23 protein-coding genes are annotated in these 23,488 nt (G+C 73.4%); 15 read left to right on the top strand and 8 right to left on the bottom strand.

Features of this window, described 5'->3' with window-relative positions; genetic code table 11:
* Positions 1-16: 16 nt before the first annotated feature.
* The gene (locus tag ABZW17_RS23125) at positions 17-889 is read right to left on the bottom strand and encodes an AraC family transcriptional regulator (RefSeq protein ID WP_354817633.1); all 873 of its coding nucleotides are present in this window, start codon (positions 887-889) and stop codon (positions 17-19) included.
* Between the two features lie 87 nt (positions 890-976).
* On the opposite strand from ABZW17_RS23125, the gene ABZW17_RS23120 reads away from it, so the two are divergent.
* From ABZW17_RS23120 to ABZW17_RS23110, 3 genes are all read left to right on the top strand, one after another.
* Positions 977-1,882 carry an MBL fold metallo-hydrolase gene (locus ABZW17_RS23120; protein WP_354817630.1) on the top strand — a complete coding sequence of 302 codons (906 nt, stop codon included), beginning with the start codon at positions 977-979 and terminating at the stop codon, positions 1,880-1,882.
* Between the two features lie 485 nt (positions 1,883-2,367).
* A complete protein-coding gene (locus ABZW17_RS23115; protein ID WP_354817627.1) occupies positions 2,368-2,727 on the top strand; it encodes a hypothetical protein in 360 nt (119 codons plus the stop codon).
* A 303-nt stretch (positions 2,728-3,030) separates the two neighbouring features.
* On the top strand, positions 3,031-3,960 hold the full coding sequence (locus ABZW17_RS23110) for an SDR family NAD(P)-dependent oxidoreductase (protein WP_354817624.1): 930 nt from the start codon (positions 3,031-3,033) through the stop codon (positions 3,958-3,960).
* 84 nt (positions 3,961-4,044) lie between these two features.
* Here the strand turns inward: ABZW17_RS23110 and ABZW17_RS23105 are convergent, their stop codons facing one another.
* The 6 genes from ABZW17_RS23105 to ABZW17_RS23080 form a co-directional block, all read right to left on the bottom strand.
* Positions 4,045-5,025, bottom strand: coding sequence for a winged helix-turn-helix domain-containing protein (locus tag ABZW17_RS23105; protein ID WP_354817621.1), 981 nt, complete (start codon positions 5,023-5,025; stop codon positions 4,045-4,047).
* 104 nt (positions 5,026-5,129) lie between these two features.
* A complete protein-coding gene (locus tag ABZW17_RS23100; protein ID WP_354817618.1) occupies positions 5,130-5,954 on the bottom strand; it encodes a class II fructose-bisphosphate aldolase in 825 nt (274 codons plus the stop codon).
* A complete protein-coding gene (locus ABZW17_RS23095; RefSeq protein WP_354817615.1) occupies positions 5,951-6,865 on the bottom strand; it encodes a PfkB family carbohydrate kinase in 915 nt (304 codons plus the stop codon). Before ABZW17_RS23095 ends, ABZW17_RS23100 begins: the two co-directional genes overlap by 4 nt.
* Positions 6,862-7,776, bottom strand: a complete 915-nt coding sequence (locus ABZW17_RS23090) for a DMT family transporter (protein WP_354817612.1) — start codon at positions 7,774-7,776, stop codon at positions 6,862-6,864. The genes ABZW17_RS23095 and ABZW17_RS23090 overlap by 4 nt, the downstream gene beginning before the upstream one ends.
* Before the next feature lie 10 nt (positions 7,777-7,786).
* Positions 7,787-8,743, bottom strand: coding sequence for a BadF/BadG/BcrA/BcrD ATPase family protein (locus ABZW17_RS23085; protein ID WP_354817610.1), 957 nt, complete (start codon positions 8,741-8,743; stop codon positions 7,787-7,789).
* Between the two features lies 1 nt (position 8,744).
* Entirely contained in the window at positions 8,745-9,860 is a 1,116-nt protein-coding gene (locus ABZW17_RS23080; protein WP_354817607.1) for an SIS domain-containing protein, read from the bottom strand.
* A gap of 126 nt (positions 9,861-9,986) precedes the next feature.
* Here ABZW17_RS23080 and ABZW17_RS23075 point away from each other — a divergent pair, with 126 nt between their 5' ends.
* From ABZW17_RS23075 to ABZW17_RS23025, 11 genes are all read left to right on the top strand, one after another.
* Positions 9,987-10,793 (top strand): DeoR/GlpR family DNA-binding transcription regulator, encoded by an 807-nt coding sequence (locus ABZW17_RS23075; RefSeq protein WP_354817604.1) that lies wholly within the window; start codon positions 9,987-9,989, stop codon positions 10,791-10,793.
* A 91-nt stretch (positions 10,794-10,884) separates the two neighbouring features.
* On the top strand, positions 10,885-11,700 hold the full coding sequence (locus ABZW17_RS23070) for an endo alpha-1,4 polygalactosaminidase (RefSeq protein ID WP_354817601.1): 816 nt from the start codon (positions 10,885-10,887) through the stop codon (positions 11,698-11,700).
* A gap of 197 nt (positions 11,701-11,897) precedes the next feature.
* Complete coding sequence (locus ABZW17_RS23065) at positions 11,898-13,163, top strand: ABC transporter substrate-binding protein (RefSeq protein WP_354817598.1); 1,266 nt, start codon at positions 11,898-11,900, stop codon at positions 13,161-13,163.
* 9 nt (positions 13,164-13,172) lie between these two features.
* Positions 13,173-14,084: a sugar ABC transporter permease gene (locus tag ABZW17_RS23060; RefSeq protein ID WP_354817595.1), complete on the top strand. Its 912-nt coding sequence runs from the start codon at positions 13,173-13,175 to the stop codon at positions 14,082-14,084.
* On the top strand, positions 14,081-14,953 hold the full coding sequence (locus ABZW17_RS23055; protein ID WP_354817592.1) for a carbohydrate ABC transporter permease: 873 nt from the start codon (positions 14,081-14,083) through the stop codon (positions 14,951-14,953). Before ABZW17_RS23060 ends, ABZW17_RS23055 begins: the two co-directional genes overlap by 4 nt.
* A 32-nt stretch (positions 14,954-14,985) precedes the next feature.
* Positions 14,986-16,293, top strand: coding sequence for an alpha-glucosidase/alpha-galactosidase (locus ABZW17_RS23050; protein ID WP_354817589.1), 1,308 nt, complete (start codon positions 14,986-14,988; stop codon positions 16,291-16,293).
* A gap of 113 nt (positions 16,294-16,406) precedes the next feature.
* A complete protein-coding gene (locus ABZW17_RS23045; RefSeq protein ID WP_354817586.1) occupies positions 16,407-17,309 on the top strand; it encodes an ATP-binding cassette domain-containing protein in 903 nt (300 codons plus the stop codon).
* Positions 17,306-18,070 carry an ABC transporter permease gene (locus ABZW17_RS23040; protein WP_354817583.1) on the top strand — a complete coding sequence of 255 codons (765 nt, stop codon included), beginning with the start codon at positions 17,306-17,308 and terminating at the stop codon, positions 18,068-18,070. The genes ABZW17_RS23045 and ABZW17_RS23040 overlap by 4 nt, the downstream gene beginning before the upstream one ends.
* Positions 18,070-19,245 (top strand): streptophobe family protein, encoded by a 1,176-nt coding sequence (locus ABZW17_RS23035; protein WP_354817580.1) that lies wholly within the window; start codon positions 18,070-18,072, stop codon positions 19,243-19,245. Before ABZW17_RS23040 ends, ABZW17_RS23035 begins: the two co-directional genes overlap by 1 nt.
* On the top strand, positions 19,242-19,934 hold the full coding sequence (locus tag ABZW17_RS23030) for a response regulator transcription factor (RefSeq protein ID WP_354817678.1): 693 nt from the start codon (positions 19,242-19,244) through the stop codon (positions 19,932-19,934). Before ABZW17_RS23035 ends, ABZW17_RS23030 begins: the two co-directional genes overlap by 4 nt.
* Complete coding sequence (locus ABZW17_RS23025; protein ID WP_354817577.1) at positions 19,931-21,379, top strand: HAMP domain-containing sensor histidine kinase; 1,449 nt, start codon at positions 19,931-19,933, stop codon at positions 21,377-21,379. Before ABZW17_RS23030 ends, ABZW17_RS23025 begins: the two co-directional genes overlap by 4 nt.
* Before the next feature lie 7 nt (positions 21,380-21,386).
* On the opposite strand, the gene ABZW17_RS23020 is transcribed toward ABZW17_RS23025, so the two are convergent.
* A complete protein-coding gene (locus ABZW17_RS23020; RefSeq protein WP_354817574.1) occupies positions 21,387-22,844 on the bottom strand; it encodes an RICIN domain-containing protein in 1,458 nt (485 codons plus the stop codon).
* Positions 22,845-23,045: 201 nt separating this feature from the next.
* Between ABZW17_RS23020 and ABZW17_RS23015 the strand changes: the two genes are divergently transcribed.
* Entirely contained in the window at positions 23,046-23,435 is a 390-nt protein-coding gene (locus ABZW17_RS23015) for a DUF6153 family protein (protein ID WP_354817571.1), read from the top strand.
* Positions 23,436-23,488: the final 53 nt, after the last annotated feature.

Here is a 23,488-nt window from a genome sequence, read left to right as displayed (position 1 = left end):
CGTCGCACGGCCGCCGTCACCGGGCGGCCCGGAAACCCCCCGGCGCGACGCCGAACCGGCGTTTGAACGCGTGCGAGAACGCGAACTGCGAGGCGTAGCCGACCTTCGCGGCGATCGATGGCAGTGGCAGGTCGGTGTCCTGGAGCAGGCGCGCCGCCGTCGTGAGCCGCCACCAGGCCAGGTACGCCATCGGCGGCTGTCCCGTCAGCGCCGTGAACCGGCGCGCCAACGTCGCCCGCGAAACCCCGACCCGGGCGGCCAGGTCCTCGATCCGCCAGTGCGCTTCGGGGTGGTCGTGCAGGGCTTCCAGCGCGGCGGCGACTTCGGGGTCCCGCAGCGCCTGCGGCCAGCCCGTGCCGGGGTGCTCGGCCAGCCACGCGCGAACGAGGTAGACGAGCAGGAGGTCCAGCAGGCCGGTGACGACGGTGGCCGAGCCCGGCCGCCGGTCGCTCACCTCGCTGCCGAGCAGGGCGATGGCCGCACGCAGCTCGGGGTGCCGTCCGACGTCGGCGGGCAGGTGCACGACCTCGGGCAGGCTCGCGAGCAGGGGGTGCCGCCGCGCGCGGGACAGCCGGTACTTGCCGCACAGGAACTCGGTGCGGCCCGCCGGGTCGGCCACCGCCGTTTCGAACGGCACCGCGCCGGTCGCGTCCGGCGTCGCGGAGAGCGTGTGCGCGCTGCCGTGCGGGACCAGGACGGCGTCGCCCGGGCCGAGGGGCACCGGCGGCCCGGCGTCCGGCAGCAGCCAGCCGCTGCCGCGCAGCAGCACGTGGAAGCCGGCGCCCTCGTAAGGGGCGAAGCGGTAACACCACTCCGAACCGGCCCGGAGGCGGTTCGACGTCGGCTGCCCGACCCGCACCGCGGCGATCGCCGCACTCAGGACGTCCACCCAGTCATCGTAGCCGTGAGACGATCACGCATCAGAATGAGCTGTTCGAGCATGGGAACGCTCATTAAGGCGTCCTAGCGTGGAGGCATGCACATCGGCGAGGTCGAAGTCCTGAAGGTCATCGAGTGGCAGGGCGAGATCGCCCCGGCGCGCTCCATCATCCCCGGCAGCCCGGACCGGCTCTGGACGGACAACGCCGGCTGGCTCGCCCCCGACCACTGGAACCCGGAGACCGGCGGCTACCGCGGTGCCGTGCAGACCTGGGTGCTCCGCAGCGAAGGCCGCGTGATCCTGGTCGACACCGGCGTCGGCAACGACCGCGACCGCCCGCAGATCCCCCGGTTCGACCACCTGGCCACGCCCTTCCTCGACCGGCTGGCCGCGGCCGGCGTCCGCCCCGGGGACGTCGACCTCGTGGTCAACACCCACATCCACTACGACCACGTCGGCTGGAACACGGAGCTCCGCAACGGCGAGTGGGTGCCGGCCTTCCCGCGCGCCACCTACCTGATCCCGCGCGCGGACCAGGTGTACTTCGACCCGCGCAACGCCCACCGCCGTCCCGCGCCGCGTACCGGGCAAGAGCAGCTTCGCCGCGAAGGCAGCCTGCTCGTCTACGCCGACAGCGTCGCTCCCGTGCTGGGCCGGGCGGTGCTGTGGGAAGGCAGTCACCGCATCGACCGGAACCTGACGCTCGAAGCGGCACCCGGCCACACCCCGGGCTCGTCGGTGCTGCGCGTGACGTCCGGCGCGGACCGCGCGGTGTTCGTCGGGGACCTGCTGCACAGCCCGGTCCAGATCCTGGCCCCGGAGCACAGCAGCTGCTTCTGCGAAGACCCCGGTCAGGCGGCCGCCACCCGGCAGGCCGTCCTCGGGCGGGCGGCGGACACCGGAGAGCTGGTCGTCCCCGCCCACTTCGGCGGATCGGGCGCGGCCGAGGTCCGCCGGGACGGCAGCCGGTTCGCCGTCCGCCGGTGGCCCCCGAGCGCCTGACGCGGCGCCGGGTGGGCCCCTGTCCGGTTCCTGCCGGAGTGGCCGCCCCGGCGGGCAGCCCGCGCGGACACCCTCTCCGGCGGCCCGGGCCCCGGCCGGCCACGGAGCGTTCCCCCTCGGCGCGGAGACCGGGAGGACACCATGCCGTCTGTCTGTCTCGCCCAGGTTGTGGTGCGCGGGGCTCGGCCGTGCCCCCGCCGACCCGGCGGGGCGCTCTGGAAGCCGTGACTTCGGACCGGAGAGCCCGCAGCGTCACCCGATCCGGTGATCTGCGGTCCGGGACGTCATTCCGGCCGCCGCCGGCCCTCATGTCCGGTGCTGAGGTGATCGGTCCGGCAGCCCCCCGACCGGCCCGCTCACCGGCAGTCCGGCTCGGCGGCGAAACGCCCCCCGTTCGCCGCCGAGCCCTGTCTCCGGGGATGCATCGGTTTGTGAGCGGTTCGACCGGGTATGCGGTCGCGAACCCGACGCGAAGGAAGTGACCGATGCCTGCGCTGACCCGCGTACTCGGAGCGGCGACCGCCGCCTACAGCGCGACCATCATCGCCGCGCCGAAGGTGCTGGCGAAACCGTGTGGCCTGACCACGCCCGCCGGCGGGGTCAGCCGGGAGGTGCGGACCCTGATCGGCGGCATCGGGGCGCGCGACGCCGCCATCGGCCTCGCGATGGTGTTCGCCCCACCCGGCCGCCCGCTGCGGATCGCCCTCGCCGCCCGGGTGGCGTCCGACGCCGCGGACGCCCTGGTCTTCGGGACAGGTTTGCCCGACCGCTCCGCCCGCACGAAGGTCGCCGCCTTCGCCGCGGGCTGGGCCGCCCTGTGCGCCGTCTCCGGCCTGCTGCCCTGACCGCGCGGCGGGTGTCGGACCGAGTTCGGATCCAGTACGCCCGCGTGAGATCGGGGCCCGCCCCGCGCCCGAGCCGCCACCGGCGCCCTGGCAGGCGCGGGGCCCTTGCCATGACCAGGCGCCGGAAACCGTCCGACCGCCCGCCGGCCCAGCACACCGACGCCAGACCCGAACCCGCCGCGCGCCCGAGCCACTACCGGTGCGCCGGCCGCGAGTCGTGCGGGCGCGGAACCCACGAATCCCCGCGCCCGCACGGCGATTCTGCAGCGATGTCGCCGCCAGCCGGCTGAACAGGAGAGCGCCATGCGCCGCTTGAAACCGGCTCCGCGGGCCGCCGCCGGGCGGGTGGTGGTCGTTGTCGGTGCCTCCAGCGGGATCGGCTTGGCCTCCGCCGTCGCGTTCGCGGGCCGGGGCGATCACCTCGTCCTCGTCTCCCGCAGCTCCGAAGCGCTCGAGTCCGCCGAAAGGGCGTGCCGGCGTGCCGGTGCGTGCACTGTGGACACCGTCGCCGAGGACATCGGCGCCCCTGCGGCCGCCGGGCGGCTCGTCGACCGGGTGCTGGACCGGCACGGCCGCGTCGACGTCGTCGTGCACACCGCGACGGTGATGGGGTACGGCAGCGTCGAGACGATGCCGGCCGACGTCTTCACCACCGTCGTCGACACCGCCGTGCACGGCACCCTCCACCTCGCCCGCGCGGTGCTCCCGGTCATGCGCCGCCGGCACCGCGGGACGTTCATCGGGGTCAACTCGCTACTGGGATCGGTCACCGTGCCGCGGATGGGGGCCTACGCGACGGCGAAATGGGGCCAGCGCGCCGTCCTGCGCACCCTGCAGCAGGAAACGCGGGACGAGCCCGGTGTCTCGGTCTGCATCGTCAGCCCTGGCAGCATCAACACCCCGATCTACGACCAGGCGGCCAACTACACCGGCCGCGCCGTCCGGCCCCCGTGGCCGGTCCTCGCCCCGGAACGGGTGGCCGCGGTGATCACGCGGCTGGCCGACCGGCCCCGGCGCCACGTGTCCGTGCCGGTCGGGCCGGGCAACCCGCTCGTCGTCACCGGGTTCCGGCTGCTGCCCCGGCTCTACGACCGGCTCGTCGGCCCCCTGCTGCACCTGGCCGTGTTCACCCGCGGGCGGGTGCGGCCCACCCCGGGAACCGTGCACCGGCCGGCGCCCGACCGGGAACGCGTCCACGGCCGCTGGCCGGTGCACGGCCGCGGCGGGGACTGATCACGTCCGGTACAGCGCCCGGCCGAACCACGTGCGCAGTTCGACGGCCCCGAGCACGGCCACCACACCGCTCACCTCGCGGCCTCATCCGTTCCACGAGAGCACTTGCAGGCCCAGCGGCGTGATGTGGTGGGAGGCGACCGTCCCCTCGCGGTGGGTGGTGATCATGCCGGAGTCGCGCAGGATGGCCGTGTGGTGGGTGACCGTGGCCGGGGCCACGCCGGTGCGGCGGATCAGCTCGCGGGTGCTGCAGCCCTCCATCGCCAGCCGCAGGATGGCCGCGCGGGTGGTGCCGACCAGGGCGCCGAGGTGGTCACCCGGGCGGCGTTCGCCGGCCAGCAGCCGGGTGGCCGGGTCGATCGGGACGGCCACCGTCGGCGGCAGCTCGCGGTCGGCCAGCGCCACCGGGTGCATCAGGGAGAAGTAGCACGGCACGAGCCGCAGCCCCCGGCCGGCGAGGTGGAGGTCGCTGTCGATCGCGTAGGGCACCCGCAGCGTCGGGGCCTCCCAGACCGCGCCGGGCGCGATCCCGGTCAGCATCGCTTCGATGCCGTCGTGCAGGTAGGTGTGCATGCGGCGGGCGAGGTCGGCGTGCAGGGCGGCCTTGACGACGTCCAGGTGCGGCAGGACGGCCGCACGGTAGAACCCGCCCAGCGCGTCGCGCAGTCCGTGCCGGGCGGACGTCCCGCCGTCGGCGACGGCCCGCAGGGGTGCCGATTCTTCGCCCAGCAAAGCGATCTGCGCGTGCAGCTGGGGCTTCGGCACGCAGACCACGGCGTCGAGCGCGTCGCCGAGATCGTCGTACTCCCCGGGCGGGGTGAGGAAATCCGGGAAGTACTCCGCGTGCGGAGCGATGCACGGAAGGGTGTGCAGGAGCCTCCGCAGCCGGGGATCGGCGAGCGCTTCCTGCCGCACCCGGCGCCGCCAGCCGTCGAAGTACAGGGCACCCTCCCGGTGCTGCAGCAGCTGCACCGCACTGACGATCTCCCACATGTGGTCCACACGCGGCGCGAGCCGGGTGCGCCCCAGATCGCCTTCGGTGAAGTGGATCCGCAGGTACGGCATCGCGATCCCCCCGATCGTCGACCTCGTACAGGGCATCGCTTTTGCACGCCGACTTGCTACTGCCACAACAAAAACACCCCGGCGGAGCAATCAGTAGACATTCCTCATTTCGCGAGCAGGGTCAGCAGCCGGGCCACCTCGTCGCGGACCGCGGCCCGGCCGGGGGCCAGGTAGCGGCGGGGATCGGTGAGGCCCGCGTGCGTCCCGAGCGTCGAGCGCACGGCCTCGGTGAGCACCTGGTTCAGCCGCGTTCCGATGTTGACCTTCACGATGCCGCTCGCGACCGCCCCGCGCAGGCCCTCGTCGGGCACGCCGGACGAGCCGTGCAGCACCAGCGGCACCGGAACGCTCTTCGCGAGCGCGGCGATCAGCTCCTCGTCGAGCACCGCGCTGCGGTCGGCCATCGCGTGCGACGACCCGACGGCCACGGCCAGGGAGTCCACTCCGGTCGCGGCGACGAACGCGGTCGCCTCGGCCGGGTCCGTGCGCACCCCGGGCGCGTGGGCGCCGTCCTTGCCGCCGATCTCGCCGAGTTCCGCCTCGACCCGGCAGCCGGCGGCGTGGCAGCGTTCGACGACGGCCTTCGTCCGGGCGACGTTCTCGGCGTAGGGCAGCGTGGCGGCGTCGAACATGACGGACGTGATGCCCAGGTCGAGTCCCTCCCGGATCAGGTCCTCGTCCTCGACGTGGTCGAGGTGCACCAGGACGGGCACGGTCGCGGTCTCGGCCAGCCGCAGGCAGGCGAGCGCGAACGGCGCGAGCGAACCGTGGTAGCGGACGGCGTTCTGCGAGATCTGCAGGACCACCGGCAGCCCGCTCTGCTCGGCGCCGGCCACGACGGCTTCGGCGTGCTCGATCAGGATCGCGTTGAACGCCCCGATCCCGCGCCGCTGCGCCCGCAGGTCCGCCGGCAAGGTGGCCCAGTTCATCGGATCCGCTCCACTTCCACCGTCCGCAGCCACCGGTCCCGGGCCGCGATGTCGAGCTCGCCGGCGACCGGCCGCAGCACCGCGGCGGCCGACGTGGCGACCACGTCCGCGAGGGCGGCCGGCCAGTCCACTTCGGACTCCGCGAGGTGCATGGCCAGCGCGGCGGCGCCCGCGTCCCCGGCGCCGGCCGGATTGCCGGTGACGACTTCGGCCGGCCGGGCGCGCCAGGCGCCCTGCGCGGTGACGGCGATCGCGCCTTCGGCCCCGAAGGTCGCCACGACCGCCGGCGCGCCCGCGGCCACGAGCTCCCGGCACGCCTCGGCTCCGGATCCGGCCACTTCCTTCAGCTCCTCTTCGTTCGGCATGAGCACCGCACCGCTCCCGGCGGCCGCGCGCAGGGCGGCGCCGGAGACGTCGGCGATCACCGGCACGCCGTGCCGGGCGCACAGCCGGGCCAGCCTCGCGGGAACGTCGGCCCCCAGCCCCTCGGGCACGCTGCCGGAGATCACGACGGCGGCGGCCGGCAGTTCGGCGCCGAGTGCGGCGAAGATGCCCGCCTCCGCGGTCGCGTCGGGCGGAAAACCGTTCTCCTGCAGCATGGTCGTGCCCTCGGTGGCGGTGACCACCGCCACGGTCCGCCGCACCGCGGGCAGCGCCGGGACGAGCCGGTGCGGCAGGCCCAGCTCGTCCAGGCCGGCCCGGAACTCGTCGGGTGCCCGGGTCGTGGTCAGCGCCAGCACCAGGCTGTCGCCACCCAGCTCACGGACCACCGCCGCGACGTTGACGCCCTTGCCGCCGGCGCGCGACCGGACGTCCGGCACCCGGGTGGTCCCGCCCAGGCGCAGTTCGCCGACCCGGTAGGTCACGTCGACGGCGGGGTTGAGGGTGACCGTGAGGATCCGCGGCGTCATGAAACCGCGCCGCCGGGGACCAGTTCCGTGGACTTTTCCGCGCGGTACACCATCAGGGTCGAGCCGATCAGGGCCAGCACGATGCCCGCCAGCTGGAACCCGGTCGGGGCGGCGCCGAAGAACAGCAGCGAGAGGACGATCGTCAGCACCGGGGCGAGGGCGTTGGTCACCGGCGCCACGATCGACGCCTTGCCGCGGCTCATCGCCATCACGAGGAACAGCGCGCCGACCGCGTTGAGCAGCTGGGTCCCCGCGGTGAGCGCGGGCGCCTGCCACGGGAACCCGAGCGGGAGCCCGCCCATCATCAGCACGGCGACCGGGATCAGCAGCAGCCCGCTGATCGTCATCCAGCCGAACGTCGAAGCGTCGTCCACCCCGGCGAGCGCGGCCTTGCGCATGAAGAACGCCTGGACACCCCAGGCCACGCAGACCCCGGCGGCCAGCACCAGGTACAGCCACCCGGCGTCGCCACCGTCCCCTGTGGACACGGAGAACAGGACGACGGCGACGAGCGCGAGCAGCACCCCGGCCCACGACCACCCGCCGAGCCGCTCCCGCAGCGCGAAGAAGGCGAACAACACCGTCACCGCGGGCGAAAGCGCGACGATCGGGAAGATCACGTAGGCCGGTCCGATCGTGAGGGCCTTGAACAGCAGCAGCTGCCCGCCCGCGCCGGTGAGCCCGATCAGCAGCCCGTACCCGGCGGCGGTCCGGCCGCGGTCGAACCTCTTGCCCCGCAGGGAAAAGTACGCGGGCACGAGCATGGTCAGCGCCCAGACCACGTACACCATCGGGTCGGGGTAGGCGTAGAGCTTGGTGGGCAGGCTGGAAATGGCCCCCCACAGGCCCCAGAACACCACCAGCAGTCCCGCGTACGGGATCCAGCCGGTGCCGCGGGCGGTTCCGGTCATGACGAGCTCCTCACCGGGGCAGGGACGCGGTCGGACGGACTTGCTCGGCCCGCAACGGGTGTCCGTGCAGGCGCGCCGCGTACAACGCGGCACCGATGTGCGGTTCCAGCAGGGGTTCCCGGAGGTTGTACTCCACCGACAGGGCGTCGCGGAACGACGACAGCACGTGCGCCGAGCCGAACATGCCCCCGGAGTACGACACCGGAACCCGTTTCGTGGCCTCGAACCCGAGCGCAGTCCGGCCGACGTCCACGAGCAGCGCGAGCTCCCGCCCGGCCTCCCGGAGCACCCCGGTCGCAACCCCGTCGCCGGCGTCCGCGGCCCGGACCACGACCTTGCTCAGGGCCGCGATCCGGCCCCGGTCGCCGTGCCACCGGTTCACCACGACGTCGATCGCGTCGAAGTCGACGGCGAGACCGAGCGCCTCGCGCATCTCCCCGGCGAGCGGCCCGGCGGGCAGCCGGCCGTCCACCATCCGGCTGAAGGCGTTGAGACCCTGGATGGCGACCCAGTAGCCGGAGCCTTCGTCACCGAACAGCTCGCTCCAGCCCCCGCCGCGCCACTGCCTGCCCTCGTGTTCGCCGTACGCGATCGAACCGGTGCCGGCGACGACGTTGATGCCGTCGATCGCCCCCAGCGACCCGGCCCAGCCGCAGATCATGTCGTTGCCGCAGCGGTAGTTCCCGGTCCCGAGGATCCGGGCGGGGATCGCGTCGAGCGTCGGCACGTCGGCGCTGATCTCGCCGTAGGCCGGCAGGCCGAAGAAGGCGTAGGCGAGGTCGGGGACCTCGATGCCCGCGGCCTGGCAGACTTCGCCGATCCCCTGCCGCAGCAGGGGTTCCACGATCTGGAGGCCCTCGCTGAGGTAGTACACGCTCGCGGTCCTGGCCTCCGCGAGGACCCGGCCGTCCGGACCGATCAGGCAGAAGGCGGTTTTCGTCCCGCCGCCGTCGACACCGAGGAACACCTCAGCTCACCTCCGGGGTGAAGTCGTGGATGACCACGCCCTGCACGACGCGGTTCACTTCGCCGTCCGGGAACGGGTTGTCCGGGGTGATGCCCAGGGCGAGCGAGCACGCGAGCGCCGTGGTCTGCGCCGCGATGACGGCGAGCAGCGCGTAACCGGCCACGGGTACCTGGGGCGGCGAGGGCACGGGCCAGACCCGGGCACCCCCGAACCCGGTGCCCACCACGACCACGCGTTCCTCGCCGAGGGACTGCACCAGCTCGCGGGCGATGTCGACGTCGTACTGCCGCGCGTGCGGATCGGTGGAGAGGAAGACCACGGCGATCGTGCGCTCGTCGAGCACCGACTTCGGGCCGTGCCGGAAGCCCAGCGCGGAATCGGCGATGCCGACCACCTCACCCCGGGTCAGCTCCAGGCACTTGAGCGCGGCTTCCCGCGCGAGCCCGAGCAGCGGCCCGGAACCCAGGAACACCAGCCGGGCCGGCTTGGCGCCGGAGATCGCGGACGCGTGCTCGGCGGCCTCCTCGAGCACCGCCGTCCCGGCGCGGGCCAGCGCCTCGACGTCGACGTCCACGCCGAACGCGAGCAGGGCCGCCAGTGCCATCCCGGTGAACGAGGACGTCATCGCGAACCCGCGGTCGTTGACCTCGTCCGGCAGGGCCACCACGACCGCGTCCGCGGCGCCGGACCACCGCCGCGCCAGCTGTCCTTCCGGGTCGCACGTGATCACCAGGTGCCGCAGCCCGGGAGTCAGCCGGTCCAGCAGGTCCGCCGCGGCGACGGACTCGGGGCTGTTGCCGCTGCGGGCGAACGACACCAGGAGGATCGGCCGCTCGTCGACGGTCACCGCCGAGGGGTCGGCCACGATGTCCGTGGTCGCGATCGCTTCGACCGGCCGGCCGAGGTGACGCGCGAGGTCGCGGGCCACGACTTCGCCGACGAACGCCGAAGTACCCGCACCGGTCAGCACGATCCGCCGCCGCTCGTCCCCGACGAGCCGCCCGATTTCCGGCCGGGCCCGCCGCACCGCGTCCGCCACCCGGAGCCAGGTGGCGGGCTGCTGCCCGATCTCCCGCGCGGTCCGGCTGTCGCCGGGCCACCGCCCGCTGCTGTGCATAGGTGCTGCCTCCGATTTCCGGGACGTACTCCGGGAGAGTCATCCGCGCCGGTCCGCGGAGGCAAGGTCCGGTGTCCAAACGCGCATCCGGAGTGAGCGTTTCGCCGGTTGTCGTAGGCTCGGCCCATGTCCACGCGGAAGCGGCGCACCACCCGGGCCGAACGGCTTTCGGAGCTGTTGCGGGTGCTCGCGGACACCGGCTCGCTGCACGTGGGCGAGCTCAGCGCCCGCTTCGGCGTCTCCGCCGCGACGCTGCGGCGCGATCTGGCCAAACTGGAGGAACAGCGGCTGCTGACCCGCACCCACGGCGGCGCGCGGCCCCGCGGCCGCACGAACGAGGTGCCGCCGCCGTACCGGGAAGGCCGGTCGCGGGACGCCAAGCGCGCGATCGTGCAGGCGGCGATCCGCACGCTGCCGACCGGGCCGCACGTGCTCGCCCTGACCGGCGGCTCGACCACGAGCGAACTCGCCAGGGAACTGCCGGGCCGGGCGGATCTGACGGTGGTCACGAACGCGCTGAACATCGCGATGGACCTGGCCCTGCACCCCCGGCTGAAGCTGGTCGTCGTCGGCGGCGTCGCCCGGCCCCAGTCCTACGAGCTGGTCGGTCCGTGGGCCGAGCACGTGCTGGCCTCGATCAGCGTCGGCACGGCGTTCGTCGGCGTGGACGGCATCGACGCGACGGCGGGCATCACCACGCACGACGAGAACGAGGCCCGGACCAACCGCGCGATGCTCGGGCGCGCCCGGCGGGTGGTCGTCCTGGCCGACGGCAGCAAGCTCGGACGCACCACCCTCGCCCGGATGGGGGACATCCAGGACGTGCACGAAGTGATCACCGATTCCTCGGCGGATCCCGGCGCGGTCGCGGCGATCCGCCGGGCCGGGGTCCGGGTCACCGTGGTCGAGGCCCGCGCCGCGAAGGACCGGTGAAACGCGCACCGCGAATGCGCGTTTCGTTGACCGCGCCGGTCGTCCTGCCTACCTTTCGCCGACAACAGCCCTCGACGACGATGGAGTCCGGATGAAGCGTTCCTTCCCCGTCCACGGCAAGCGGTTCGCCTCCTTCGCGGCCGCCGGTGCGCTGGCCGCCGGTACCCTCGCCGCGCTGGCCGGGCCGGCGGCGGCCGCGGTCACCCTGCCGCCGCAGGCCGCCGGGTTCGACTACCAGATCGGTGGCGCCTACACCCCGCCCTCGGGCGTGCAGATCGTGAGCCGCGACGTCTCCGCGGCGCCGGCGAGCGGCAAGTACAACATCTGCTACCTCAACGCTTTCCAGGCCCAGGAAGGCGCGGACGGCGACTGGCCGAGCGACCTACTGCTCCGCGATTCGAACGGGAACAAGGTCGTCGACCCGGACTGGAAGGAAACCCTGCTCGACCTGCGCACCGCCGACAAGCGCTCCCGGGTCGCGGCCAAGGTCGGCGGCTGGATCGACACGTGCGCCGCCAAGGGGTACCAGGCGATCGAGCCGGACAACTACGACAGCTACAGCCGGTCCAAGAACCTGCTCACCACGACGCACGCGCAGGAGTACATCAAGCTCCTCTCCGCCCACGCGCACGGCAAGAACCTCGCCATCGCGCAGAAGAACACCCCGGAGCTGGCCGGCAACCGGGTCGCCAACGGCCTCGACTTCGCCGTCACCGAGGAGTGCGGCGAGTACGAAGAATGCGCCGACTACGCCGGCCCGTTCGACAACCGGGTGGTCGACGTCGAGTACACCGCTTCGGGCATGAGCAAGGGCTGCCCGGAGTGGAAGTCCAAGATCAGCATGGTCCGGCGTGACCTGTACGTGGTGCCCCAGGGGACGAGCGGGTACGTCCGCAAGACCTGTTGACACGTCCGGACGCACTCGCTTTACTGCTGTCCACGTCGGCGCGAACCCCCGACGTCAGAGGTACGCCCAGCCGGTATGTCGGTTCCACCGCGAGCCCGGACCGAGTCGCCAGGACCCCGTGGTCCGAGGCGGGGTCGTGCCCACCATCATCCGGAGTCGGCGATGATGTGCTTCCCGTTCCCCGGCAGGACAAGCTGATGGACCGCCGCGGATTCCTGCGCGGCACCGGCGGTCTGGCCCTCGGTGCCGCCCTGGCCGGCTGCGGCCCGGCGCGGGCCACCGGGGGCCCGGTCACCGTCGAGGTCTGGCACGGCCAGACCGACACCGGCAAGAAGGTCCTCGACGAGCTCGTCGCGGACTTCCACCGCACGCACCCCGGGATCCGGATCGACCTCGGCGGCGGGGTCCTGGCCGACGCGATGCTGCAGAAGATCACCGCGGCGCTCGCGTCGGGGTCCTTCCCGGACATCGCCTACGTCTTCGGCTCGGACCTCGCCAGCGTGGCGCGCAGCCCCAGCGTCGTCGACGTCACCGACCTCGTCGACGCGGGCCCCGGGTTCTGGGCCCCGGCCCGGGAAGCGGTCACGGTCAACGGCCGCGTCCGCGCGGTCCCGGCGCTGCTCGACTCCCTCGCCGTGGTGTGCAACAAGCAGCTGTTCGCCACGGCCGGGATCCCGCTGCCCGCCGCGGGCTGGACGTGGGCCGACTTCGTCGCCACCGCAGGGAAACTGACCGACCCGGGCAACGGCACCTTCGGCACCGCCTGGCCCGCCACCGGCGACGAGGACACCGTGTGGCGGCTGTGGCCGATGATCTGGGACCTCGGCGGCGACGTCATCGGCGCCGGCGGGCGCGGCATCGGGTTCGCCGGGCAAGGTGTGCGCGCCCTGGAAGTCGTCCGCGACCTCGCCGCGGCGCACGCGGTCTACCTCGACCCGAAGACCGGCAGCGAGCAGATGTACCAGGCGTTCGAAGCCGGGCACATCGGCATGGTGCCGACCGGACCGTGGCAGCTGCCCGACATCGCCGACGCCGGGATCGACTACGCGGTCGTGCCGCTGCCCAGCTTCAGCCGCCGTCCGGTCACCATCTCCGGCCCGGACACCTGGACGCTGTTCGACAACGGCGAAGACCGGGTCGCGGCGGCCCGCACGTTCCTGTCCTGGCTGGCCGACCCGGCCCAGGACGTCCGCTGGGACGACGGCGCGGGCAGCCTCCCGCTGAGCCGCCGGACGCAGCAACTGCCCGCCTGGAGCGAGAAAACCGCCGCGACACCGGGCCTGCCGGTGTTCGTCGACGCGCTGGAGAACGCGCGCGTCCGGCCGGTGCACCCGGCCTACCCCCAGGTGTCGGCGGCGCTCGGCACCGCGATCGTCGCCGTGCTGCTCGGCCGGGCGACCCCGGCCGACGCGATGCGCGACTGCGCCGCGGCCGCGAACGCCGCCCTGATCATTCCGCGATAGGAGGCCGCCATGCCCGGACTGCCCAGGCCCATCACCGTCACACCCATACGCCGACGGCGCACCGAGACCGCGGCCGCGTGGGCCTACATCTCCCCCGCCGTGCTCATCATCCTCGGCCTCGGCGTGGTGCCGGTGGCCTGGTCTCTCGTCCTGTCCTTCCAGGCCGACGACCTGGTGACGCCGAGCCGCTGGGTGGGCCTGGACAACTACGCCGCGCTGGCCCAGGACCCGCACTTCGCCCAGGCGGTCGGGAACACGCTGCTGTACACGGCGTTGTACGTCCCGCTCAGCATCCTGTTCGGGTTCCTGCTGGCGCAGGCGCTGAACCGGCGCATCCGCCTGGTCGGCGTCTACCGGACGCTCGTGTTCGTCCCGTTCGTGCTGTCGGCGACGGCCCAGGGCGTGCTGTTCTCCTTCATCCTCGACCCGCAGTTCGGCGCGGCCAACTCCCTGATGCACCACCTCGGCCTGTCACCGCAGGGGTTCCTGACCGACCCGGCGCAGGCGCTGCTGGTGCTGGTCGGCATCACGCTGTGGAGCGGCACCGGCTTCTGCGTCGTGGTGTACCTGGCCGCGCTGCAGGACGTGCCGCCGTCGCTGGTCGAGGCCGCGCGGCTGGACGGCGCCGGGACGTGGCGCGTGCTCCGGCACGTGACGCTGCCCGCGGTCACCCCGGTGACGGCGTTCCTCGTGGTGTGGCAGCTGATCACGTCGCTGCAGGTGTTCGACCTGGTCTACGTGACGACCAAGGGCGGCCCGCTCGGCTCGACCACGGTCATCGTCTACTTCGTCTGGGAGCAGGCGTTCAAGAACTTCACCGCCGGCTACGGCGCGGCGTCGGCCTACGTGCTCGCGCTGGCCCTGCTCGCCGTCGTGGTCGTCCTTCGTGTGCTGCGCCGGCCCGGGAAGGCGCTGCGATGACCGCCCGGCTCGAGGCGCCCGCCACGCGCGCCGCACTGCCCGTGCTGCGCCGGCCCCGGCTACCGTTCAGCCCGTGGCACCTGCTGCTGGTGCCGCTGGCGCTGGTGTTCGCGGCGCCGCTGGTCTGGCTGCTGCTCAGTTCGGTGATGAGCAACGCCGAGATCAACCGGTTCCCGCCCGCGCTGTTCCCGTCCCGTGTGGACTTCTCGGGGTACCGCTACGTCGTCGAGAACGCGCTGTTCGTGCGCTGGTTCACGAACTCGCTGATCGTCTCGGCGGTCACCGTCGCGTCGAACCTGCTGTTCGGCACGCTGGGCGGGTACGCGTTCGCGCGGATGCGGTTCACCGGCTCGCGGGCGCTGCTCGCGCTGATGGTCGCGACGATGGCGATCCCGTTCCAGCTCACCATGATCCCGACGTTCCTGGTGATGAAGCGGCTCGGCCTGATCGACACCCTCGGCGCGCTCATCGTGCCGTCGCTGGTGACGCCGTTCGCGGTGTTCCTGCTGCGCCAGTTCTTCCTGTCCCTGCCCCGGGAACTCGAAGAAGCGGCGTGGATCGACGGCTGCTCGCGGCTGCGCGTGCTGTTCACCATCGTGCTCCCGCTCTCGCGGCCGGCACTGAGCACGGTGGCCGTGCTGACGTTCCTGAGCACGTGGAACGACCTGACCTGGCCGCTGATCGCGGTCAACCACGACACGACGTACACGCTGCAGCTGGGGCTGACGACGTTCCAAGGCCAGCACCACACGAACTGGGCCGCGGTGATGGCGGGCAACGTCATCACCGTGCTGCCCGTGCTGCTGGCCTTCCTCGGCGCGCAGAAGACGTTCATCCAGTCGGTCACCGCCAGCGGACTCAAGGGCTGACCGTCCACTTCGCACACTCCGGATCGGATTCGATGACCACCAAGATCACCTTCGTCGGCGCGGGCAGCGTCGTGTTCACCCAGGGCCTGCTCGCCGACCTGTTCGGCTACCCGGAACTGGGCGGCGTGCACGTCGCCCTGCACGACATCGACCCCGACCGGCTGGCCACGGCGCTGGCCGCGGCCGAGCGGATCGCCGCCGCACGCGGCGCCGAACCGGTGTTCACCGCGCACGCGGACCGCCGGGAAGCGTTGTCCGGCGCGGACTTCGTCGTCAACATGGTCCAGATCGGGATGGCGGCGGCGACGCGCACCGACTTCGAGGTCCCGGCACGCTACGGCCTGCGCCAGACCATCGGAGACACCCTCGGCATCGGCGGGATCTTCCGCGCGCTGCGGACGTTCCCCTTCCTCAAGGCGCTCGGCGAGGACATCGCCGACGTCTGCCCGCAGGCGTGGCTGCTGAACTACACGAACCCGATGGCGATGAACGTCCAGTACCTGAGCGAGGCGACCGGGCTGACCCGGGTCGTCGGGCTGTGCCACTCGGTGTACTGGACGGTGCACGGGCTCGCCGCGCTGGTCGGGGTGCCGTTCGACGAGGTCACCTACGTCGCGGCCGGCGTCAACCACCAGGCGTGGGTGCTGCGGTTCGAGCACGCGGGCGCGGACCTGTACCCGCGGCTGCACGAGCTGGCCGCCGCCGACGGGCAGCTGCGGCGGCGCGTCCGGTTCGACATGCTGCGCCGGCTGGGCTACTACCCCACCGAGACCAGCGAGCACTCCGCCGAGTACGTGCCCTGGTACCTCAAGCACGACAGCGAAGTCGAGCGCCTGCGCCTGCCGATCGGGGACTACCTCGGCATCGTCGCGGAGAACGAAGCCGAGTACGAGCGGACCCGGCGGGCGATCGCGGCCGACGAGCCGCTGCCGGTCGAAGGGACCGGCGAATACGCCCCGCAGATCGTCCACAGTGTCCTGACCGGCACGCCGCGGACGGTCTACGGCAACGTCGTCAACCGGGGCCTGATCGAGAACCTGCCCGCCGGCGGCGTGGTCGAGGTGCCGTGCCTGGTCGACGGCACCGGCCTCCGCCCGACCCGCGTCGGCGCGCTGCCACCGCAGCTCGCGGCGCTCAACCGGACGTACCTGAGCGTCAACGACCTGGTCGTGCGGGCGGCCGTCGAGGACGACCCCCGGCACGTCCGCCACGCGGCGATGACCGACCCGGCGACGGCGGCCGCGCTGCCGGTCGAGCGGATCTTCGAGCTGTGCGACGACCTGGTCCGCGCCCACGGCGACCGGCTCCAGCCCGGGCTGCGGGCGGTTCTCGGGCCCTGACGGTTGCGATTTCCGGAGCGGTTCCCGGCCGGCCCCGCTCGTGACCGCCGGGTTCTCGGAGTTCGCACAGAACTTCCCAGGAAGTGGCCAGGCGGGTCGGCCACGCTCGCCGCATGACCATCGAAATCCGGGGCCTGACCAAGCGGTACGGGCCCGACACCGTGGTGGACGACCTCTCGTTCACCGTCCGGCCCGGGCAGGTGACCGGGTTCCTCGGGCCCAACGGCGCCGGGAAGTCCACGACCATGAAGCTGATCGTGGACCTCGCCGCGCCGACGCGGGGCACGGTCACCATCGGCGGGCGCCGCTACCGGGACCTGCCCGTGCCGCTCACCGAGGTGGGCGCGTTGCTCGACGCCGGGGCCGTCCACGGGGGCCGGAGGGCCCGCGACCACCTGCTGGCCCTCGCGGTGAGCAACGGCCTCCCCCGGCGCCGGGTCGGCGAGGTGCTGGCCCGGACCGGGCTGGACGGCGTGGCCGGCCAGCGCGCCGGCGGGTTCTCCCTCGGCATGCGGCAGCGCCTCGGCATCGCGGCGGCGCTGCTCGGCGACCCCGGGGTGCTGATCTTCGACGAGCCGGTGAACGGGCTCGACCCCGAGGGGATCCGCTGGATCCGGGACTTCATGCGCTCGCTGGCCGCCGAGGGCCGGGCGGTGCTGGTGTCCAGCCACCTGATGAGCGAGATGGCGCAGACCGCCGACCACCTGGTCGTCATCGGCCGGGGCCGGCTCGTCGCCGACACCGCCGTGAGCGAGCTCGTGCGGGGCGAGGGCACGGTGCTCGTCCGCACACCCGAGCCGGGGTTCGCGCGGCTGCTGGCCACCGCCGGGGCCACCGTGCGGGCGGGGACCGAGGCCTCGCTGGTCGTGTCCGGCATGAGCGGCGCCGACATCGGGAAACTCGCGGCCTACCACGGCGTCGCGCTCGCCGAGCTCACCCCGCAGCGCGTCTCCCTGGAGGACGCGTTCATGGCGCTGACCGAGGACAGCATCGACTACCGGGGGGCCGTCGCGTGAGCGTGCCCTTCACCCGGTCCGTCCGCGCGGAGTGGATCAAGCTCCGCAGCCTGCGCTCCACCTGGTACACCCTCGCGTGCCTGTTCGCGGCCGGGCTCGGGATCACCGGCCTCGCGATGAACGCCGCCGCGAAGGGCTACCCCGGTGAGGGACCGTGGGATCCGACGAACCGCAGCCTGACGTCCTACATCGTCGCGCAGCTGATCATCGGCGTGCTCGGCATCCTGGTCGTCACGTCCGAGCACGCGACCGGCCTGATGCAGACGTCCCTGATCGCCACCCCGCGCCGGCACCGGCTGCTGGCGGCGAAGCTGGTCGTGGCGGTGGCGGTCGCCGTGGTGGCGGGCCAGGTGCTGATGTCCGGCGCCTTTTTCCTCGGCCAAGCCGTCCTCGCCGCCCACGGCGTGCCGCACGCCGGCCTCGGCGATCCGGGCGTGCTCTCGGCGGTGACGGGCGGCGGGCTCTACCTCGCGGCGATCGCGCTGCTGGCGGCCGGGCTCGGCACGATCCTGCGCGCCACCGCGGGCGCGCTCGCCACGCTGGTCGGGATCGTCTTCCTGGTCCCCGCGATGGCCGGCCTCTTCCCGGCCTGGCTGCGGCAGCTCTTCTTCTACTGGCCGACGCTCGGCGCGTCCGCGGTCCTCAAGACGGTGCCCGATCCGGACTTCCCGCACCCGTGGCTGAACCTGGCCGGGATGTGCGCCGGCGTCGCCGCGGTGCTGGCCGTGGCGTTCGTGGTCTTCCGGCAGCGGGACGTCTGATGCGCGAGGCAGGCTCGGCCGACGATGCCCGCCCCGGGCTTCCCGCCCCCGCAGCTCACCCCGGCCGGGATGTGCGCCGCCGTCCGGCGGGACGTCTGCTGCGCGAGGCGGGCCGGGGTCTGGTGGCGGCCGTCGCCGCGGTGCTCGCCATGGCGGGGGTCGCCGCGGCCGGCCTCGCCCTCCTGGGGGCCGGTGATCTCGGCGCACTGACCGCGGCCGTCGTCGCGCTGGCCGTGGGCGGCTCGGCCGACGTCGGCGCCGTCCCGGCGGGCGGGCTCCCGGTCGCCGTGCGAGGCACTATCGAGGTGATACCGCTGAGCGTCTCCCTGGCGGGCGCGGTGGTGCTGGCCTGGCTGCTGCTGCGCCGCCGCGAGGGCGCCCTCCTGGTGCGCGGTGCGGCGGCCGCCGTGGCGTTTCCGCTCGCGCTCGGCGCGTTCGCGTTGGCAGCACGAGGAACCCTGCCCCTCTCGGCCGGCGTCCCCGGCGGCTGTGTGCGCAGCGGAGGTTCCCCGCGCCTCCCCACGCTCGACGCCGTGTTCTCCGTCTCCGTGGGCTCGGCGATGTCGGGTGCGCTGATTTGGACGGTGCTGGTGCTCGGCGGCTGCTGGGTCCTCGCCCGGTTCCCCGTCCGCGCGCGGAGCGTCGGGTGGCCGGCCGGCGGGATCACCGTCCTGTGCCTGACCCTCGCGTGGGCGTTCGGCGGCCCCGCCGCGGCCGGGGCCGTGCTGCTCCTCCTGCCGCAGCTGGTGGCCGGCGTCCTGCTGCTGGGGCTGGGCGTGCCGTGGACGGTCACCACCACCGGTCTGCTGCCCTGCGCACCGGACCTGCACCCCGGTGGTCCGGCGTCCTGGGTGGCGGCGGCGGTGCTGCTCGCCTGCGGGGTCGCGGTCCGGAGCCGACGGCCCGGCAGCCCCGTGCGCCGGGCCGTGGCGAGCGCCGTGCGGCTCGCTCCGGCGACCGGTGGCGTGCTCGCCGTCACGGCGCTGCTGGCAAGGGCTTCCGTCGACGTCTCGGTCGGCGCGTTCGGCCTGTCGCTGCCCGTCTTCGCCGCTCGGCTGACGGCGAACCCGCTGCTCGCGCTGGTGGCCGGGCTCGCGGGTGGCGCCGTCGCGGGTCTCGCGGGTTCCCTGCTCGCCGACGGGATCTCCGTATCCTCGCGGGCATGGAAGCGATGACGTCCCGGCTGCTGGTGGTGGACGACGAAGCCACCGTCCGCGAACTGCTCTCCGCCGCGCTGCGGTTCGCCGGCTTCCAGGTGACGTCGGCGGCGACGGCGGGCGAGGCCGTCGCCGCCGCCACCGCGCAGCCGCCGGACCTGGTCCTGCTGGACGTCATGCTGCCCGACCTGGACGGCTTCGAGGTGGTCCGGCGGCTGCGCGAACAGCCGCCCGGCCACGGCGCGCCGGTGCCGGTCCTGTTCCTCACCGCGCGGGACCGCCCGGCCGACAAGGTCACCGGCCTCTCCCTGGGCGCCGACGACTACGTCACCAAGCCCTTCGACCTGGCGGAGCTGATCGCGCGGATCCGCGCGATCCTGCGCCGGACCGCGGGCCACCCGGCGGCCGTGCTCACGGTGGGCACGCTGACGCTCGACGCCGAGGGCCACCACGTGACGCGCGAAGGGCGGCCGATCCGCTTGTCCGCCACGGAGTTCCGGCTGCTGCGCTACCTGATGGAGAACGCCGGGCGCGTGGTGTCGAAGGCGCAGATCCTCGACCGGGTGTGGCGCGAGGACTTCGGCGGCGACGCCGGCATCGTCGACACCTACATCTCCTACCTGCGGCGCAAGGCCGACACCGGTGAACCGAAGCTGATCCACACCGTGCACGGCGTCGGCTACGTGCTGCGGGAGCCCCGCCGGTGAGGCGGCTCTCCCTGCGGGCCCGGCTCCTGCTGCTCACCGCGGGCCTGCTGCTGGCCGGTCTGACGCTCATCGGCACGCTGGTTTCCGGGCAGCTGGAACGGTTCCAGCTCGAACGGCTCGACGGCCAGCTGCGCTCGATGACCGAGCTCATCTCCCGGGCGGCCGGGCCGCCGCCGGCCGCGAGCCCGGCCGTGCGGCCCGATCTCGTCGACCCCGCGCTCGAGCTGTTCGGCACCCCGTACGTCGTGTACCTCGACGCGGGCGGCGCGGTGGCGGGCGGCCTGCACTCCTCGCGGGTGGACGGCGCGACGCTGCCACCGATCGACGCCCTGCGCGCGGTCCCGGCCGACGGGACCGCCGTCGACGTGGACGCGGCCGACGGGTCCCAGCGGTGGCGGGCCGTCGCGCGGCCGGCCGTCCGGTGGGGCGGGACGGTCGTTTCGGCCGCGCCGCTCGCCGAGGCCGACGCCACGATCGCCCAGCTGCGGACGAGCAGCCTGGTCACCGGCGCCGCGCTGCTCGTCGTGCTGACCGCGGCCGGCTGGTTCGCCCTCGGCCGGGGCCTGCGGCCGCTGCGCCAGATCGAGCACACGGCCGCGGCCATCGCCGGCGGCGACCTCACCCGCCGCGTCCCCGGCCTCGCGCCGCCCGGCACCGAGATCGGGCACCTGGCGGCGTCGCTCAACACCATGCTCGGGCAGCTGGAACGGGCCTTCGCCGACCGGGCCGCGTCGGAGACCCGGATGCGCACCTTCGTTTCGGACGTCAGCCACGAGCTCCGCACGCCGCTGTTCGGCATCAAGGGTTTCACCGAGCTCCACCGGATGGGGGCGCTGCCCGAACCGTCCGATGTGGACGATGCGATGCGCCGCATCGACCGCGAAGCCACTCGCCTCACCGCGCTGACCGAGGACCTGCTGCTGCTCGCCCAGCTCGACGAGGCCCCCGAAGAGCACCTCGACCGGGCCCCGATGGACCTGCGCACCCTGGCCGGCGACGCCCGCCACGACCTGCGGGCCCTCGACCCCGCCCGCGACGTCGCCCTGACCGGGCCGGGCGGCGCGGGCCCGCCCGGCCCGGCGCCGGTCGACGCCGACGAGGCCCGGCTGCGGCAGGTGGTCACCAACCTGGTGGGCAACGCCGCCGCCCACACGCCGGCGGGCACCCGCGTCCGGATCGGGGTCGGCACGGTGGCCGGGCGCGCCGTGCTGGAGGTGGCCGACGAGGGCCCGGGGATGACGGCCGAGCAGGCGAGCCGGGCGTTCACCCGCTTCTACCGCGCCGACCGCTCCCGCACCCGCACCCCGGGCGCCGACGCCGGCCTCGGCCTGGCCATCGCCCGTTCCCTGGCCCGCGCCCACGGCGGCGACGTGGAGCTGGAGACCACCGTCGGGGAAGGCGCCTGCTTCCGGCTCGTGCTGCCGGTGAACGGCTTCGCGGACTGACGGCGGCTCAGGACACCGTCCACACCTGGCTCGACGCGCCCGTCCCGCCGAGCTGGACGGCCGGCGCGCCGCTCGCGGTCGACGTCACCCCGAGCACGAGACCGCTGCCGACATTGGCCAGCACGTACTGGCTGCCGGTGAGGCTGCCCACCAGGTCCGCCGCCCACTGCTGGCCGGCCCCGCCGGTGCAGGTCCACTGCTGCAGCTGGGTGCCGCTCGCCGTGGACCCGTCCGGCACGTCGAGGCACAGCCCGCTGTTGACGTTGACCAGCGTGAAGACGTTGTCCGCGAGCTTCGTCAGCCGCCACTGCTGGTTGGCGCCCCCGTGCGCGGGCCACTGGATGATCTTGCCGCCGGCCGCGGTCGAGGCACCCGAAGCGTCCAGCACCATCGAACTGCCGCCGTTCTTCAGCACGTGCGTGCCGTCGCTCGGCAGGCCCGCGTTCGCCGACCACGTCCCCGCGGCGGCGTCGAGGTTCCAGCTCGGGTACTGGCCCAGGTTGACCGTCGTGCCGCGGATCGTGAGCGGGAGCCAGATCAGCGGCGAAGTGCCCATGGCGTTGCCCGTCCAGCGGTCCCCCGCGTAGATGTAGGTGGTCGCGGAGCTGCCCTGGACCGTGATGATGTTCGCAGTCTGGCTGTTGTAGGTGTTCGTGCCCGTCGCCGCGAAGTTCCGGAACGGCGACCACGGTCCGGCGAGCGACGTCGCCGTGGCGTACACGTTGTCGTTCGTGGCCCACCCGGTCAGGTGGGAGGCCAGCAGGTAGTACGTCCCGCCCACCTTGATCACGGCGGGCGACTCGTAGTTCGGCAACGTCGCCACCGCGCTCGCCACCGACAGGTAGTCCGCGGACAGCCGGTAGACGCGCAGGCTGCGGCCGGCGTTCTCGCTCAGCAGGTACGCGGACCCGTCGGTGTCCTGGTACAGGCCGATGTCACGGCTCTGGTTGCCCAGCGGCTGGAAGCTGCCCCGGTAGGTGTACGGCCCGCACGGCGTGGGGCTGGTCGCCACGCCGACCCGCTGCTCGGAGTAGCTCGTGTTGTCGATGTGCAGGTACATCACGTACTGCCGGGTGGTGGCGTTGTAGAGGACCTTGGGCCGTTCGACGATGCGGTTCGGCCCGAGGTCGCCGCTGCCCTGCTTCGCCAGCGCGATCCCCTGGTGGGTCCAGTTCGCCAGGTCGGTGGAGGTGTAGCAGGGGATGTCCTGGAACGACGTGTTCGCCGTGGTCTGGCCGGTCTTGTCCTCGCCGAAGCCGTACCAGGTGTCCCCGGCCTTGACGATGCCCAAGCCGTGCAGCTGCAACGCGTGGCCCTCGGTGTCGGTCCGCACGGCGCCGAGGGTGAACGTGTTCGTGGCGGCGTGCGCCGGGTGCGCGGGCACCAGGACGGTGATCAGGACGACGAGCAGGGCGAGCGGCACGCCTGCCCACCTGCCCGGGAACCGCTGCGGTGACCTGATCATGCTGGCTTCCTTTCCCGCGCCGAGTGTCGAACCGGTTCGCATCCGACCGATCAGGATCGTAGGAACGCGGTCGGCCGACGGTCAACGAACGGGGCTGTCCGAGCAGCAAAACGCCGGAAACTTACATGCGGCCAGCTATCGAATCGGTTCGATCAGCCGGGCCGGAGAAGCATCTACTATCGCAAGTAGTACCGTGGAGCCGTGGCGGCGGACCGGCTCGGCAGGGTGCAGCGGGTTCTCCTGCTGTGCGCCCTGGCCCTGGGCGTCGTCGCGATGCACCACGTCGGGATGGCGGACGCCGCCGGTGGCACGGCCATCCACGCCATGGCCGATCCCGGCCCGCCGGCCGCCACCGGCTCGGGTTCGGGTTCGGGCGACCACGATCCGGGCGGCCTGCACGACGTCCTGCACCTCTGCCTGGCCGTGCTGTGCGCGGCGGGCGCGCTGCTGCTGACCGTCGTCCTCTTCCTGGGTGCCGCCCGGTGCACCACGAAGTTCTCCCGCACGATCGGCTCCCGCGGCCCGCCGGGCCGGGGTCGGCCGCCCGACGGCCGCCGCATCCTGACTTCCCTGTGTGTGCTGCGCACGTGATCGACCGGCTTCCACCGCACGGCCGAATCACGTACCCCACACAGAAAGTCCTG

The sequence above is a fragment of the Amycolatopsis sp. NPDC004625 genome, assembly GCF_040609695.1.
GTDB lineage: Bacteria > Actinomycetota > Actinomycetes > Mycobacteriales > Pseudonocardiaceae > Amycolatopsis.
The sequence above is the reverse complement of the archived record's forward strand: the minus strand, read 5'-3'. Positions and strand labels throughout refer to the sequence as shown.